Raw genomic sequence first — 14828 nt, 5'->3', positions numbered from 1 at the left:
ACGGAACTAGTTGACATTGACGTTACGTCAACTAGTAAAGTAATGGTTATAAACTAAGAAAAGGGGGAGTTATTAATGACAAAAATCATACGAATTTTGATGGCACTAGTTTTGATCTTTCAAATACTAGTACCGATAAAGACTGTCGCGGCTACGACGAATGTTAATTCGACAGAAGAAGCAACCTCATCAGCTTTGACTAATGCTAAAACGACATCTTCTGACAATGATGCAAGTCAAACAGCAAGCGAGCAAGCCAAAACAGAACCAATTGAAAAGAACTCAAATCAGTTGGAGAGCGTAGAAGAGTCAAGCAATACAAAAACTAAAACGGAGTCATCTAACACGGAAGCGATTAATGTGGACTTCTCTATGAAGCCTATAGCTGACAGTGTGTTAGCGGGTAATGTGGCAAGTTTTGAAAACATCCTTCGTGTAACAGGGCCAAATACAGTTGTGAAAAATATGACCTTAACATACAAAATCGAGGGATTAGAAACAGGTAAGGTGACATTTGATGCTTCAAAAGAAGTGTTGGAAAAATTATCGATTGATGGTGTTATGCCATCATACAATCAAGAATCGAGCACCTTAACCTATCAATTTAAGGAACTTCATACGGGAATAGCCTACAAAAATAATTTAGAAATCGATAGCAACATCGGTTACATAAAAGAACAGCAAGTGAAAATTGTCGGACAGCTAGAAATCGACTCTGAAACTAAGAGTGAGAAAGAAGCGACAGTTCTTATTAAAGGCACGACAAATGTCGCTTTAAAACAAGATCATGAAGGTATCAATTTAAAAGACAGTGATAATATTGTTTGGACATTAAATCTACATGCACTTAAGAAAAAAGGGATAATCTTTTTAAAAGAAAATAGTGAGCTTATTATCGAACAAAAAATTCCGGACGGTCTTATTTATCAGTCAGATAATGCTAACGGAAGTTACGATGCAGCGAAAAAAATTGTTGTATTTAAAGTGCCGACACCGAGCATTGCAATGCAAGAGCATACGATATTAGATAATGATTATTTTTCTGATATGCCAACCATAAAAATTAATACTAAAGTAAGTAAAAAATTTAGTGGCGAAAAGACATTTGAAACTTCTGCAACAGTATCTGGTGAAAATGTGACGGAAGGTGCTGACCATACGTTTAGCTTTGAATCAAATAAAGAAAAAGTTACAGTTTATGGTACTGTAACACCTTCTATTCCAGATGGTGTTGGAAGTGAAGGCGCACCATTCCATAGAGGACCTGCCAAATCCAATATTAGCTACGAAGAAGCCAATTACACTTGGACAATTAATCCATCTGCATCTTTGCAAATTTATCCAGGAGATAGTGTGATTTTTAACACGAATACGAACTTTTTTAATGCAACGAGTAAAACAAAACGCATGAAGCAATTGCGTACAAGTTATACCCCGAGTAGCAAGCTATCTTTCGAAGGCATGGAATTAAAGTTAGTTGCACGTCTGCAAGATAAAGCGGTTCCTTATACGCCAGATCAATACGCCAACCCTAAATTAACATATACTCTGGGATTAACAGTCAATGGCGTGTACATTGACTATGCACAAACAAAACCAGAACTATTGAAAAATATAGCATCAGATAAGAAATTAAGTCTAACTCGTGAAAGTCTCGGCTTAAAAGAGTCAGATAAAGTAACGAAGTTTGATTTTCGAATAAACAATGCAGAGCCGCTTACACTAATGAGTATCCAGCTTAAATTTAAAGCGAATGAAGATGCTGTAGGCCAAGCCGTTAATCATTATTGGGGCTTTGCTCAAGGTTATAACACTAAGGGAGAGGTAGTATCAAAAAAATTCGAAAATACTGATTCAAAAGAATACTATGGAGACCGCTCAATTACAATTAAATCCAACAAGGATAAAAAAATAGAAGTGGTTGATAATGCGATTACATACACTAAAGAAACTGGAGGCGCAGTTAAAGCCGGCGATAATTATGTCAAGGCTCATATTTTAACAAGTAAGGATCAGCCACCTTTTAATAAGGCAGTTTCTTATGTATTGTTACCAATTGGTTCCCTTTGGAATCAAGACAAAGAACTAAAACCTGATGTTCCAACAAATCTTTCACCATCAGTGACTAAAATAACAGATAATTATAACAACACAGGCCGTCAATTATTGAAAATTGACTGGGGTGGCGACATATTGGCTAATAAAAACGTGTCATTACAAATACCGATTACCGTATCGGAAAACTCGCCATCTGTGTTAACTCCGAAAATTTATACGTATGGAGAAAATACGAATATTCAAATCCTCTCAACAACACAAGAGTTGTCAAACGGAACAGTAGTTGAAACTAATGAGGATCTAATGAATGCAGATTATCCTAAGGAACATGTTAGAATAAAGTCTGAAAATGATTATTACCTTACTAATAACAATAATTTAATCGTTGACAAAGTAATAAAAACAGCAAATGATAAGAGTTTTTCAAGAGAAAGCATCGCTTTTTCTGGTGAAAAAGTCCAGTATAAAATAACAATTAAAAATATGACAAATAAAGATTTTCAAAGATTGGCACTTTTAGATGTTCTTCCTGCGATTGATGATATAGGAATAACAGATAATAGCATTCGAGGTAGTCAATTTAGTTTGGAATTAACTGGACCAATTATTGTGCCAGATAGTTGGAAAGATAGTGTTAAAATAATGTACAGTGAATCAAAAAATCCTAAACGAGCAAATATTTTATATAATAAAGTTAAGCCAAGTGACATTACACAGCCGCAAGAATCTACCACAGCTGAAGATGCGACATGGATAGAAACGCCTAGTGACTATACTAAAATTAAAAGCGTTAAGCTTGAGCTAAAAGAAGGGCACGAATTTTTAAGTCATGAAAATATTGCCTTGCTTTTTAATATGAAAGCACCAGATTATGCTCTAGCGGCTAGCAAAGCAACAAATGAATTAGTGGCATGGAACTCTGTCGCTGTTGTTGCTGATGGTTTACCAGTCGTTGAACCATACAAGGTTGGTTTGAAATTACTGCAAAGTGAAGGTCAGTTAGAAGCTACAAAACAAGTGTTTGATACAAATAATGAAGCGATAGATCATCAAGAAGTACAGGTTGGAGATACCATTAACTATCGTATTAAGGCAAAAAATAAAGGTACTGAAAATACGATTATTAACAAGGTGAAAATTGGCGATGCGATTCCAGCAGGACTCGTGTATCAACCAGGCAGCCTGAAAGTAACCGGAGTTGATGGCAAAGAAAAAGCGTTAACAGATGATGCGGTTACCGGTCAAAAACTAGCGACAGGTGACCTCGGGTCACTCAAAGGTGGCGAAAGCCTCTTCATCAGTTTCAAAGTGAAAGTAAGTGCGGAAGCTAAAGGCAAGGTTGTCAACGTGGCAACAGTCGATGGCAATGTGCCGCCGCCAACACCAGGTGAGCCAGATGTGCCACTTGTGCCAGAAAAACCAACCACTGATATTAACGTTCCACCAGGTCAAGTGAGCGGTGAGAAGTTAGTTAACAACAAAACAAAAGCAACAGCGCACGTCGGTGATACACTCAACTACAGTATTAAACTGACGCATGAGGCTGGAAGTGGCCCATGGGTTGGTCAAGTGGTAGATAAATTACCGAATCATGTGAGCTATGTACCAAACAGTACGACCATTGACGGCAAAGCAGTCGCCGACAAAGGAATTTGGAACGAACAAACGTTGACGGTGAAAGAGCTCCGTTTAACAAACGAAACAGCAACCGCAGTGATTGCCTTTAAGGTGAAACTAGAATCCGAGTCTGTAGGGACAACAGTTGTCAATAAAGCGGTGGCAACACCAAAAGATCCCGATGATAACCCACCTGTACCAGATATCCCAAGCGTACCGACAGTGGTGGTGCCGACAGCAGGTAAATTAAAAGCTGAGAAAAACGTCTTCAATGCCAGCAATGATGCGATTGATCACAAAGCCGTTAAAGTTGGCGCGGTCATTAGCTATCAAATTAAGGCAACGAACACATCAGCGCCAACGACGATTATTAACAAGGTGAAAATTGGCGATGCGATTCCAGCAGGACTCGTGTATCAACCAGGCAGCCTGAAAGTAACCGGAGTTGATGGCAAAGAAAAAGCGTTAGCAGATGATGCGGTTACCGGTCAAAAACTAGCGACAGGTGACCTCGGGTCACTCAAAGGTGGCGAAAGCCTCTTCATCAGTTTCAAAGTGAAAGTAAGTGCGGAAGCTAAAGGCAAGGTTGTCAACGTGGCAACAGTCGATGGCAATGTGCCGCCGCCAACACCAGGTGAGCCAGATGTGCCACTTGTGCCAGAAAAACCAACCACTGATATTAACGTTCCACCAGGTCAAGTGAGCGGTGAGAAGTTAGTTAACAACAAAACAAAAGCAACAGCGCACGTCGGTGATACACTCAACTACAGTATTAAACTGACGCATGAGGCTGGAAGTGGCCCATGGGTTGGTCAAGTGGTAGATAAATTACCGAATCATGTGAGCTATGTACCAAACAGTACGACCATTGACGGCAAAGCAGTCGCCGACAAAGGAATTTGGAACGAACAAACGTTGACGGTGAAAGAGCTCCGTTTAACAAACGAAACAGCAACCGCAGTGATTGCCTTTAAGGTGAAACTAGAATCCGAGTCTGTAGGGACAACAGTTGTCAATAAAGCGGTGGCAACACCAAAAGATCCCGATGATAACCCACCCGTACCAGATATCCCAAGCGTACCGACAGTGGTGGTGCCGACAGCAGGTAAATTAAAAGCTGAGAAAAACGTCTTCAATGCCAGCAATGATGCGATTGATCACAAAGCCGTTAAAGTTGGCGCGGTCATTAGCTATCAAATTAAGGCAACGAACACATCAGCGCCAACGACGATTATTAACAAGGTGAAAATTGGCGATGCGATTCCAGCAGGACTCGTGTATCAACCAGGCAGCCTGAAAGTAACCGGAGTTGATGGCAAAGAAAAAGCGTTAGCAGATGATGCGGTTACCGGTCAAAAACTAGCGACAGGTGACCTCGGGTCACTCAAAGGTGGCGAAAGCCTCTTCATCAGTTTCAAAGTGAAAGTAAGTGCGGAAGCTAAAGGCAAGGTTGTCAACGTGGCAACAGTCGATGGCAATGTGCCACCGCCAACACCAGGTGAGCCAGATGTGCCACTTGTACCAGAAAAACCAACCACTGATATTAACGTTCCACCAGGTCAAGTGAGCGGTGAGAAGTTAGTTAACAACAAAACAAAAGCAACAGCGCACGTCGGTGATACACTCAACTACAGTATTAAACTGACGCATGAGGCTGGAAGTGGCCCATGGGTTGGTCAAGTGGTAGATAAATTACCGAATCATGTGAGCTATGTACCAAACAGTACGACCATTGACGGCAAAGCAGTCGCCGACAAAGGAATTTGGAACGAACAAACGTTGACGGTGAAAGAGCTCCGTTTAACAAACGAAACAGCAACCGCAGTGATTGCCTTTAAGGTGAAAGTAAAAGAAGAAGCCTTAAATACGACAGTTGTCAATAAAGCGGTGGCAACACCAAAAGATCCCGATGATAACCCACCCGTACCAGATATCCCAAGCGTACCGACAGTGGTGGTGCCGACAGCAGGTAAATTAAAAGCTGAGAAAAACGTCTTCAATGCCAGCAATGATGCGATTGATCACAAAGCCGTTAAAGTTGGCGCGGTCATTAGCTATCAAATTAAGGCAACGAACACATCAGCGCCAACGACGATTATTAACAAGGTGAAAATTGGCGATGCGATTCCAGCAGGACTCGTGTATCAACCAGGCAGCCTGAAAGTAACCGGAGTTGATGGCAAAGAAAAAGCGTTAGCAGATGATGCGGTTACCGGTCAAAAACTAGCGACAGGTGACCTCGGGTCACTCAAAGGTGGCGAAAGCCTCTTCATCAGTTTCAAAGTGAAAGTAAGTGCGGAAGCTAAAGGCAAGGTTGTCAACGTGGCAACAGTCGATGGCAATGTGCCACCGCCAACACCAGGTGAGCCAGATGTGCCACTTGTGCCAGAAAAACCAACCACTGATATTAACGTTCCACCAGGTCAAGTGAGCGGTGAGAAGTTAGTTAACAACAAAACAAAAGCAACAGCGCACGTCGGTGATACACTCAACTACAGTATTAAACTGACGCATGAGGCTGGAAGTGGCCCATGGGTTGGTCAAGTGGTAGATAAATTACCGAATCATGTGAGCTATGTACCAAACAGTACGACCATTGACGGCAAAGCAGTCGCCGACAAAGGAATTTGGAACGAACAAACGTTGACGGTGAAAGAGCTCCGTTTAACAAACGAAACAGCAACCGCAGTGATTGCCTTTAAGGTGAAACTAGAATCCGAGTCTGTAGGGACAACAGTTGTCAATAAAGCGGTGGCAACACCAAAAGATCCCGATGATAACCCACCTGTACCAGATATCCCAAGCGTACCGACAGTGGTGGTGCCGACAGCAGGTAAATTAAAAGCTGAGAAAAACGTCTTCAATGCCAGCAATGATGCGATTGATCACAAAGCCGTTAAAGTTGGCGCGGTCATTAGCTATCAAATTAAGGCAACGAACACATCAGCGCCAACGACGATTATTAACAAGGTGAAAATTGGCGATGCGATTCCAGCAGGACTCGTGTATCAACGAGGCAGCCTGAAAGTAACCGGAGTTGATGGCAAAGAAAAAGCGTTAACAGATGATGTGGTTACCGGTCAAAAACTAGCGACAGGTGACCTCGGGTCACTCAAAGGTGGCGAAAGCCTCTTTATCAGTTTCAAAGTGAAAGTAAGTGCGGAAGCTAAAGGCAAGGTTGTCAACGTGGCAACAGTCGATGGCAATGTGCCACCGCCAACACCAGGTGAGCCAGATGTGCCACTTGTGCCAGAAAAACCAACCACTGATATTAACGTTCCACCAGGTCAAGTGAGCGGTGAGAAGTTAGTTAACAACAAAACAAAAGCAACAGCGCACGTCGGTGATACACTCAACTACAGTATTAAACTGACGCATGAGGCTGGAAGTGGCCCATGGGTTGGTCAAGTGGTAGATAAATTACCGAATCATGTGAGCTATGTACCAAACAGTACGACCATTGACGGCAAAGCAGTCGCCGACAAAGGAATTTGGAACGAACAAACGTTGACGGTGAAAGAGCTCCGTTTAACAAACGAAACAGCAACCGCAGTGATTGCCTTTAAGGTGAAAGTAAAAGAAGAAGCCTTAAATACGACAGTTGTCAATAAAGCGGTGGCAACACCAAAAGATCCCGATGATAACCCACCCGTACCAGATATCCCAAGCGTACCGACAGTGGTGGTGCCGACAGCAGGTAAATTAAAAGCTGAGAAAAACGTCTTCAATGCCAGCAATGATGCGATTGATCACAAAGCCGTTAAAGTTGGCGCGGTCATTAGCTATCAAATTAAGGCAACGAACACATCAGCGCCAACGACGATTATTAACAAGGTGGAAATTGGCGATGCGATTCCAGCAGGACTCGTGTATCAACCAGGCAGCCTGAAAGTAACCGGAGTTGATGGCAAAGAAAAAGCGTTAACAGATGATGCGGTTACCGGTCAAAAACTAGCGACAGGTGACCTCGGGTCACTCAAAGGTGGCGAAAGCCTCTTCATCAGTTTCAAAGTGAAAGTAAGTGCGGAAGCTAAAGGCAAGGTTGTCAACGTGGCAACAGTCGATGGCAATGTGCCGCCGCCAACACCAGGTGAGCCAGATGTGCCACTTGTGCCAGAAAAACCAACCACTGATATTAACGTTCCACCAGGTCAAGTGAGCGGTGAGAAGTTAGTTAACAACAAAACAAAAGCAACAGCGCACGTCGGTGATACACTCAACTACAGTATTAAACTGACGCATGAGGCTGGAAGTGGCCCATGGGTTGGTCAAGTGGTAGATAAATTACCGAATCATGTGAGCTATGTACCAAACAGTACGACCATTGACGGCAAAGCAGTCGCCGACAAAGGAATTTGGAACGAACAAACGTTGACGGTGAAAGAGCTCCGTTTAACAAACGAAACAGCAACCGCAGTGATTGCCTTTAAGGTGAAACTAGAATCCGAGTCTGTAGGGACAACAGTTGTCAATAAAGCGGTGGCAACACCAAAAGATCCCGATGATAACCCACCCGTACCAGATATCCCAAGCGTACCGACAGTGGTGGTGCCGACAGCAGGTAAATTAAAAGCTGAGAAAAACGTCTTCAATGCCAGCAATGATGCGATTGATCACAAAGCCGTTAAAGTTGGCGCGGTCATTAGCTATCAAATTAAGGCAACGAACACATCAGCGCCAACGACGATTATTAACAAGGTGAAAATTGGCGATGCGATTCCAGCAGGACTCGTGTATCAACCAGGCAGCCTGAAAGTAACCGGAGTTGATGGCAAAGAAAAAGCGTTAGCAGATGATGCGGTTACCGGTCAAAAACTAGCGACAGGTGACCTCGGGTCACTCAAAGGTGGCGAAAGCCTCTTCATCAGTTTCAAAGTGAAAGTAAGTGCGGAAGCTAAAGGCAAGGTTGTCAACGTGGCAACAGTCGATGGCAATGTGCCACCGCCAACACCAGGTGAGCCAGATGTGCCACTTGTACCAGAAAAACCAACCACTGATATTAACGTTCCACCAGGTCAAGTGAGCGGTGAGAAGTTAGTTAACAACAAAACAAAAGCAACAGCGCACGTCGGTGATACACTCAACTACAGTATTAAACTGACGCATGAGGCTGGAAGTGGCCCATGGGTTGGTCAAGTGGTAGATAAATTACCGAATCATGTGAGCTATGTACCAAACAGTACGACCATTGACGGCAAAGCAGTCGCCGACAAAGGAATTTGGAACGAACAAACGTTGACGGTGAAAGAGCTCCGTTTAACAAACGAAACAGCAACCGCAGTGATTGCCTTTAAGGTGAAAGTAAAAGAAGAAGCCTTAAATACGACAGTTGTCAATAAAGCGGTGGCAACACCAAAAGATCCCGATGATAACCCACCTGTACCAGATATCCCAAGCGTACCGACAGTGGTGGTGCCGACAGCAGGTAAATTAAAAGCTGAGAAAAACGTCTTCAATGCCAGCAATGATGCGATTGATCACAAAGCCGTTAAAGTTGGCGCGGTCATTAGCTATCAAATTAAGGCAACGAACACATCAGCGCCAACGACGATTATTAACAAGGTGAAAATTGGCGATGCGATTCCAGCAGGACTCGTGTATCAACCAGGCAGCCTGAAAGTAACCGGAGTTGATGGCAAAGAAAAAGCGTTAGCAGATGATGCGGTTACCGGTCAAAAACTAGCGACAGGTGACCTCGGGTCACTCAAAGGTGGCGAAAGCCTCTTCATCAGTTTCAAAGTGAAAGTAAGTGCGGAAGCTAAAGGCAAGGTTGTCAACGTGGCAACAGTCGATGGCAATGTGCCACCGCCAACACCAGGTGAGCCAGATGTGCCACTTGTGCCAGAAAAACCAACCACTGATATTAACGTTCCACCAGGTCAAGTGAGCGGTGAGAAGTTAGTTAACAACAAAACAAAAGCAACAGCGCACGTCGGTGATACACTCAACTACAGTATTAAACTGACGCATGAGGCTGGAAGTGGCCCATGGGTTGGTCAAGTGGTAGATAAATTACCGAATCATGTGAGCTATGTACCAAACAGTACGACCATTGACGGCAAAGCAGTCGCCGACAAAGGAATTTGGAACGAACAAACGTTGACGGTGAAAGAGCTCCGTTTAACAAACGAAACAGCAACCGCAGTGATTGCCTTTAAGGTGAAAGTAAAAGAAGAAGCCTTAAATACGACAGTTGTCAATAAAGCGGTGGCAACACCAAAAGATCCCGATGATAACCCACCTGTACCAGATATCCCAAGCGTACCGACAGTGGTGGTGCCGACAGCAGGTAAATTAAAAGCTGAGAAAAACGTCTTCAATGCCAGCAATGATGCGATTGATCACAAAGCCGTTAAAGTTGGCGCGGTCATTAGCTATCAAATTAAGGCAACGAACACATCAGCGCCAACGACGATTATTAACAAGGTGGAAATTGGCGATGCGATTCCAGCAGGACTCGTGTATCAACCAGGCAGCCTGAAAGTAACCGGAGTTGATGGTAAAGAAAAAGCGTTAACAGATGATGTGGTTACCGGTCAAAAACTAGCGACAGGTGACCTCGGGTCACTCAAAGGTGGCGAAAGCCTCTTTATCAGTTTCAAAGTGAAAGTAAGTGCGGAAGCTAAAGGCAAGGTTGTCAACGTGGCAACAGTCGATGGCAATGTGCCACCGCCAACACCAGGTGAGCCAGATGTGCCACTTGTACCAGAAAAACCAACCACCGATATTAACGTTCCTGAAATAGAAGTTCCAAACACTCCACCGAACAAGCCTAATATTACTGTTCCAGAAAAACCATCAGTTTCTAAGAAAATAACCATCTTACCGAAAACTGGTGATAAAGCTGAGAACAATGAATTAGGAATAGGGATGATTTTGTTAGTATTGACAACCTTGATTATCGTAAGAAGAAAAGAAGTTTTTAACAAATAAGGACGTATAAAAAAATTCTTCTTGAACAAATATAAAATCCTCCGAAGAATTTTTCGGGGGATTTTATATTTTATCTAATTATAATTAGTGACGAGGAAAAGGATCTAATAAAAGGGCTAACTAGCTACATTAGCTACTAGGTAATGTATTGAAATAGAAGATAGATGGAGGGAACATCAGATGCTAAACGCTATTTTGAATAATAATAAGTTTAATTATTGGACACTATTAGTGATAGTGCCTATTTTAGGACTGGGAATTTATGGTGAGCTGTACGGTGAAGATTTGTCATGGCTTTCTTTTTTAGGGGCAGGACTTATTTGTTTATGGCTGTCGTTTGGAACTAGTACCACACAAGCTTTTTTTCGGAAGATGGAAGGTCACTACTATGTTCACATTACATTAGCTATCGTGGCCGGATTTTTGATATCTTTTCTGTTTCTCTATCTGGGAGATTGGTTAGGGGTATCATCGGGAACAGATAATCCAATAATTAAAGATTTTGAGCAGGCTGATTTCATTGTATCGATAGTACTGTTAGTCGTAATATCAATTTCTGTTGCAGGTGAAGAAGTTATTACAGCCAGTATGACCTTCTTAATCTATCGGTTATTTGGAAAGAAACTAACGGAAAAAAGGGCATGGTACATTGCTGTGTTAGTCGGTTCGGTTATATTTGGTCTGCTGCATTGTTCAACTTATGATGGGGACTTATGGCAGTGTCTATTTGTTATTGGAATAGGTCGATTGCCATTCACATACGCTTGGAGAATGACTAATAGTCTCTGGGGCGGTATATGTGCCCATATCATATATGATTTAATCATTTTAATTCCTGTTATAGTGATGTATTAGTTCGTAATTGAGCTCAATGCGTATTGTTTTTTTATTGTATCAGAAGGTAGTTCGGAAGTAGTGATTGCTTTATTGAAAATAAAAGCCAGTCAACCATTCACTGTGGTCGTCTGGCTTTTATTAGTCTTGTACCTGTTCCACCGCAATTGATTGTGCTTCAAAATAAGCGAGGTAGCTGCGTGGAATAGAGGCAGAGGTAATCACCGTATCGATAGCGCTCAGTGGCGCATAGGTTAGCAAGGTCGCCTTATCGAATTTAGTCGCATCCGCTAGTAAAAGGACCTCATTTGCGACAGCGACAATGTTTTTCTTGATGTCGTATTCGAGCAAATCGCTATTCGTTACACCAGCAGTGAGTGAAACGGCTGTGGCAGCCATAAACGCCTTTGTAATATTATAATGCTGAATTGTGTCACCAAGATTGATGCCGACGAAAGAACGCGTCGCCTGCTTAAAAGTGTTGCCAATCGTGTGCAAGGTAATGTTGCTCCGATCGGCACAGGCATTCATAATATCGAGGTTATTCGTGAGCACCGTGCAGGCAATATCTGCGTCAAGATAGTCAATCAGATGGCGCGTTGTTGTACCTGAATCGATATAGACGAAGTCACCTGGTTCGATATGTTGTGCCGCCAGGGCAGCGATTTTATCCTTGTCAGCAGCTGCGACGACATCACGCTCAGTATAGGGTTTAAGAGGGTTTGTCTCAAGTGCTTGCACGCCACCATAGACCTTAGTAATGGTACCTTTTTTTAAAATAATATCGACGTCCCGACGAATGGTATTCTTCGAAACCTTAAAAACATCACATAATTCATCTAATGAGACTGAACCATGCGTATGTATGTATTTTTCAATCGCAATGATGCGTGAGGCTTTCATTGTAAGACTCCTTTCGGTGAGAAAAAGTTCTCTTCCTTTGAAATTTAGCATATTCCCCAACTATAAGCAAACAAACCTGACTGAAAGATGGATTAGCTGTTACTTTAACGCCATTTCAGTTAAAATAAAAGAGAGAATAGTCTTAAAGGAGGGCCCATATGAGTGGCGTAAAACAACTGATAATCGTGGCAATCATTGCCATCTGTGGTGTGGGAGGTACAATCTGGTATTGGCAAACACAACCACCAACAGCAACACAGGAGTTAGAAAAAGTGGTGGCCCAAAAAGAAGCCGATGCACAAGGCTTAGTTGATGATCTGAATAAACTGAAACGAGCGGCTGAAAGTGAAACCGCCGCAACGAATAATACACTCTCAGCAGAGGCGATTAATAGGATTAATAGCGGCATTTTACAAGCAACCGACCTCGGTGCCAGTTATACAGGCAAACAATTGTTGGTGACACCGTTAACGACCGCAGCAAATGATCGTATTCAAACAGAGCAAGCGTCACAGGATAAGAACGGTTATTTGAGCGATACAATTGCACCGTATTTGCGCCAAATTAGTGAAACACATCAGGATGTAACGACAGTTTTAGTGAATCAAACAGGCGAAAGCGTGATAGTGATTGAGGATGGCAAAGTGCGTTATAACTTTTAATAGGAGGCATTCGCCAAGCGACTAACCGAGTGAAGGGAGTGGATATCAATGACAGACTTCGAAACGAAGATTGCAAACATTCTGAAGAGCCATACGAGTGAGGGCTTTATTGATTATAAGAACTGTAATGCAGTCTGCCGCAGACTAGAGGATCTTTTAGAAGAAGTCTATACAAATTGTCTGAATGATCGCTTTGTACTAACAGCATCAGTTCGTGAGACACTCTACGTGTTACGCACAGCCGTGACAATACGGCCTATGCCGATAGCAGTTCAGGCTACTTAATGGAGTTATTCGAGTCGTCGCTAGCGACACTTGATTTAATCGTAGACCTGCTGGTGATAAGTGATGAAGTTGGTTGTGATATTGCAGGCAACATTACCGAATTGGTTGGGGAGGAACTTCAACTTGAGGTCTATCACGATTTTGTCGAATTTTTGTATCCATTGTTAGGAATCGTGCAACCCTTGATTACAACGAAAAATAAAGCAGCCTTAATCGCAGCGTCTGCGGCATTGGCAGAATGACATCAACAACCATATGTGACTGACTGGCATCATCAGTTTTGTAACGATTTAGCAGGAATTCCAGATAAACGAACGATTGAACTATCCACGGAAGAAACAGTCGAAGATGTGTTGATGGCTTATGACGAGGCGTTGGCTGCAGGGCATCGAGAGCGTGCCATTGCGCTTTGTCGAGCAGCTATCACCCAACAAATTGGTGAGCAAAGTACGTGGCAGTTTAAATTGTGCCTGCTTTATCTCGACTCGCAACAACCCGAATTAGCAGTGATTGAATTTCGGGCGCTGTTTCAATTAGATACGCTCGTTTTTAGTGACGAGTATTTCGCTTTACTTGAACGTTTAGGTTATGAGAAAGAACGTGAGGCAGCCTTCAATCAGCTGAGCAAGAGCTACTGGGTGCAGCAAGCCAATGAACTGTTTGCAAACAATCAAAAGTGGCACCATTTAAGTATCAATATTTCACGAGACTTAACTGAAATCACAACCTATGCAGAAGTGCTGCTTGCGCATGACCCTGAAGCAGTTTATCGATTGTACACTGCCTACTTAATGCATGCGGCTAAAGAATGTGAGAATCGCCGGCAATACCGGAGATTATGTCAGCAACTGCGACACTTAGCAAGTCTCGATTGTGATGGGAAACAGACAGCCGCAGTTGTTGTGGCTAATTTGCGGGAAACTTATCCCAAGAAACGAGCGTTGTTGGAGGAATTGGATGATGTATGGGAGTGATAGTCAGCATAATTGTGTATTAAAGGTGCAACTGATGATTGTTCGTTTTTATCTATTGAAGATTCTGTAATAAAATCATCTAAAATCAGATGAATATTAAAGGGATTCTAGCGTATAATTAACTATAAGACAATTAATGGAGGATTTCATGAAAAAAAACATATATGTTGTAGGTGCGGTCATAATTAACGACGGTAAAGTGTTATGCGCACAGCGTGGTGAAACAAAAACACTGGCTCGTATGTGGGAATTTCCTGGCGGAAAGATAGAAAATGGTGAAACAAATGAGCAAGCTTTGACTCGTGAAATTAAAGAAGAAATGCATTGTGAAGTAGTAATTGGTGAACATATTACTACTACAACCTATGAATATGAATTTGGCACCGTTCATTTAGCAACCTATTTTGCGAAAATTAAAACAGGTACACCGCTTTTAACAGAGCACATACAAATCAAATGGTTGCACCCCCTGGAAATGGACGAACTGCAGTGGGCGCCGGCAGATATTCCAGCAGTGAAAATAATTAGTGAGACCAATATAGCAACACTGACATTTAATTAG

The 14828-nt window shown here is 42.6% G+C and carries 7 protein-coding genes; 6 read left to right on the top strand and 1 reads right to left on the bottom strand.

Features of this window, described 5'->3' with window-relative positions; all coding sequences use genetic code 11:
• Positions 1–75: 75 nt before the first annotated feature.
• A complete protein-coding gene (locus ACJYYY_RS07200; protein WP_408868772.1) occupies positions 76–10608 on the top strand; it encodes an isopeptide-forming domain-containing fimbrial protein in 10533 nt (3510 codons plus the stop codon).
• A 180-nt stretch (positions 10609–10788) separates the two neighbouring features.
• Positions 10789–11463 carry a CPBP family intramembrane glutamic endopeptidase gene (locus ACJYYY_RS07195; RefSeq protein WP_035314652.1) on the top strand — a complete coding sequence of 225 codons (675 nt, stop codon included), beginning with the start codon at positions 10789–10791 and terminating at the stop codon, positions 11461–11463.
• A 120-nt stretch (positions 11464–11583) separates the two neighbouring features.
• Here the strand turns inward: ACJYYY_RS07195 and ACJYYY_RS07190 are convergent, their stop codons facing one another.
• Positions 11584–12345 carry a DeoR/GlpR family DNA-binding transcription regulator gene (locus ACJYYY_RS07190; RefSeq protein WP_035314654.1) on the bottom strand — a complete coding sequence of 254 codons (762 nt, stop codon included), beginning with the start codon at positions 12343–12345 and terminating at the stop codon, positions 11584–11586.
• Between the two features lie 158 nt (positions 12346–12503).
• Here ACJYYY_RS07190 and ACJYYY_RS07185 point away from each other — a divergent pair, with 158 nt between their 5' ends.
• From ACJYYY_RS07185 to ACJYYY_RS07170, 4 genes are all read left to right on the top strand, one after another.
• On the top strand, positions 12504–13007 hold the full coding sequence (locus tag ACJYYY_RS07185) for a hypothetical protein (RefSeq protein ID WP_035314656.1): 504 nt from the start codon (positions 12504–12506) through the stop codon (positions 13005–13007).
• 284 nt (positions 13008–13291) lie between these two features.
• Positions 13292–13534, top strand: coding sequence for a hypothetical protein (locus ACJYYY_RS07180; protein WP_035314658.1), 243 nt, complete (start codon positions 13292–13294; stop codon positions 13532–13534).
• Between the two features lie 15 nt (positions 13535–13549).
• The gene (locus ACJYYY_RS07175) at positions 13550–14266 is read left to right on the top strand and encodes a hypothetical protein (protein WP_035314659.1); all 717 of its coding nucleotides are present in this window, start codon (positions 13550–13552) and stop codon (positions 14264–14266) included.
• A gap of 148 nt (positions 14267–14414) precedes the next feature.
• The gene (locus ACJYYY_RS07170) at positions 14415–14828 is read left to right on the top strand and encodes a (deoxy)nucleoside triphosphate pyrophosphohydrolase (protein WP_408868771.1); all 414 of its coding nucleotides are present in this window, start codon (positions 14415–14417) and stop codon (positions 14826–14828) included.

It is taken from the genome of Brochothrix campestris, from assembly GCF_046058945.1.
GTDB classification, from domain to species: domain Bacteria; phylum Bacillota; class Bacilli; order Lactobacillales; family Listeriaceae; genus Brochothrix; species Brochothrix campestris.
Note: the sequence above shows the minus strand (reverse complement) of the source record. Positions and strands in the feature narration are given on the sequence as shown.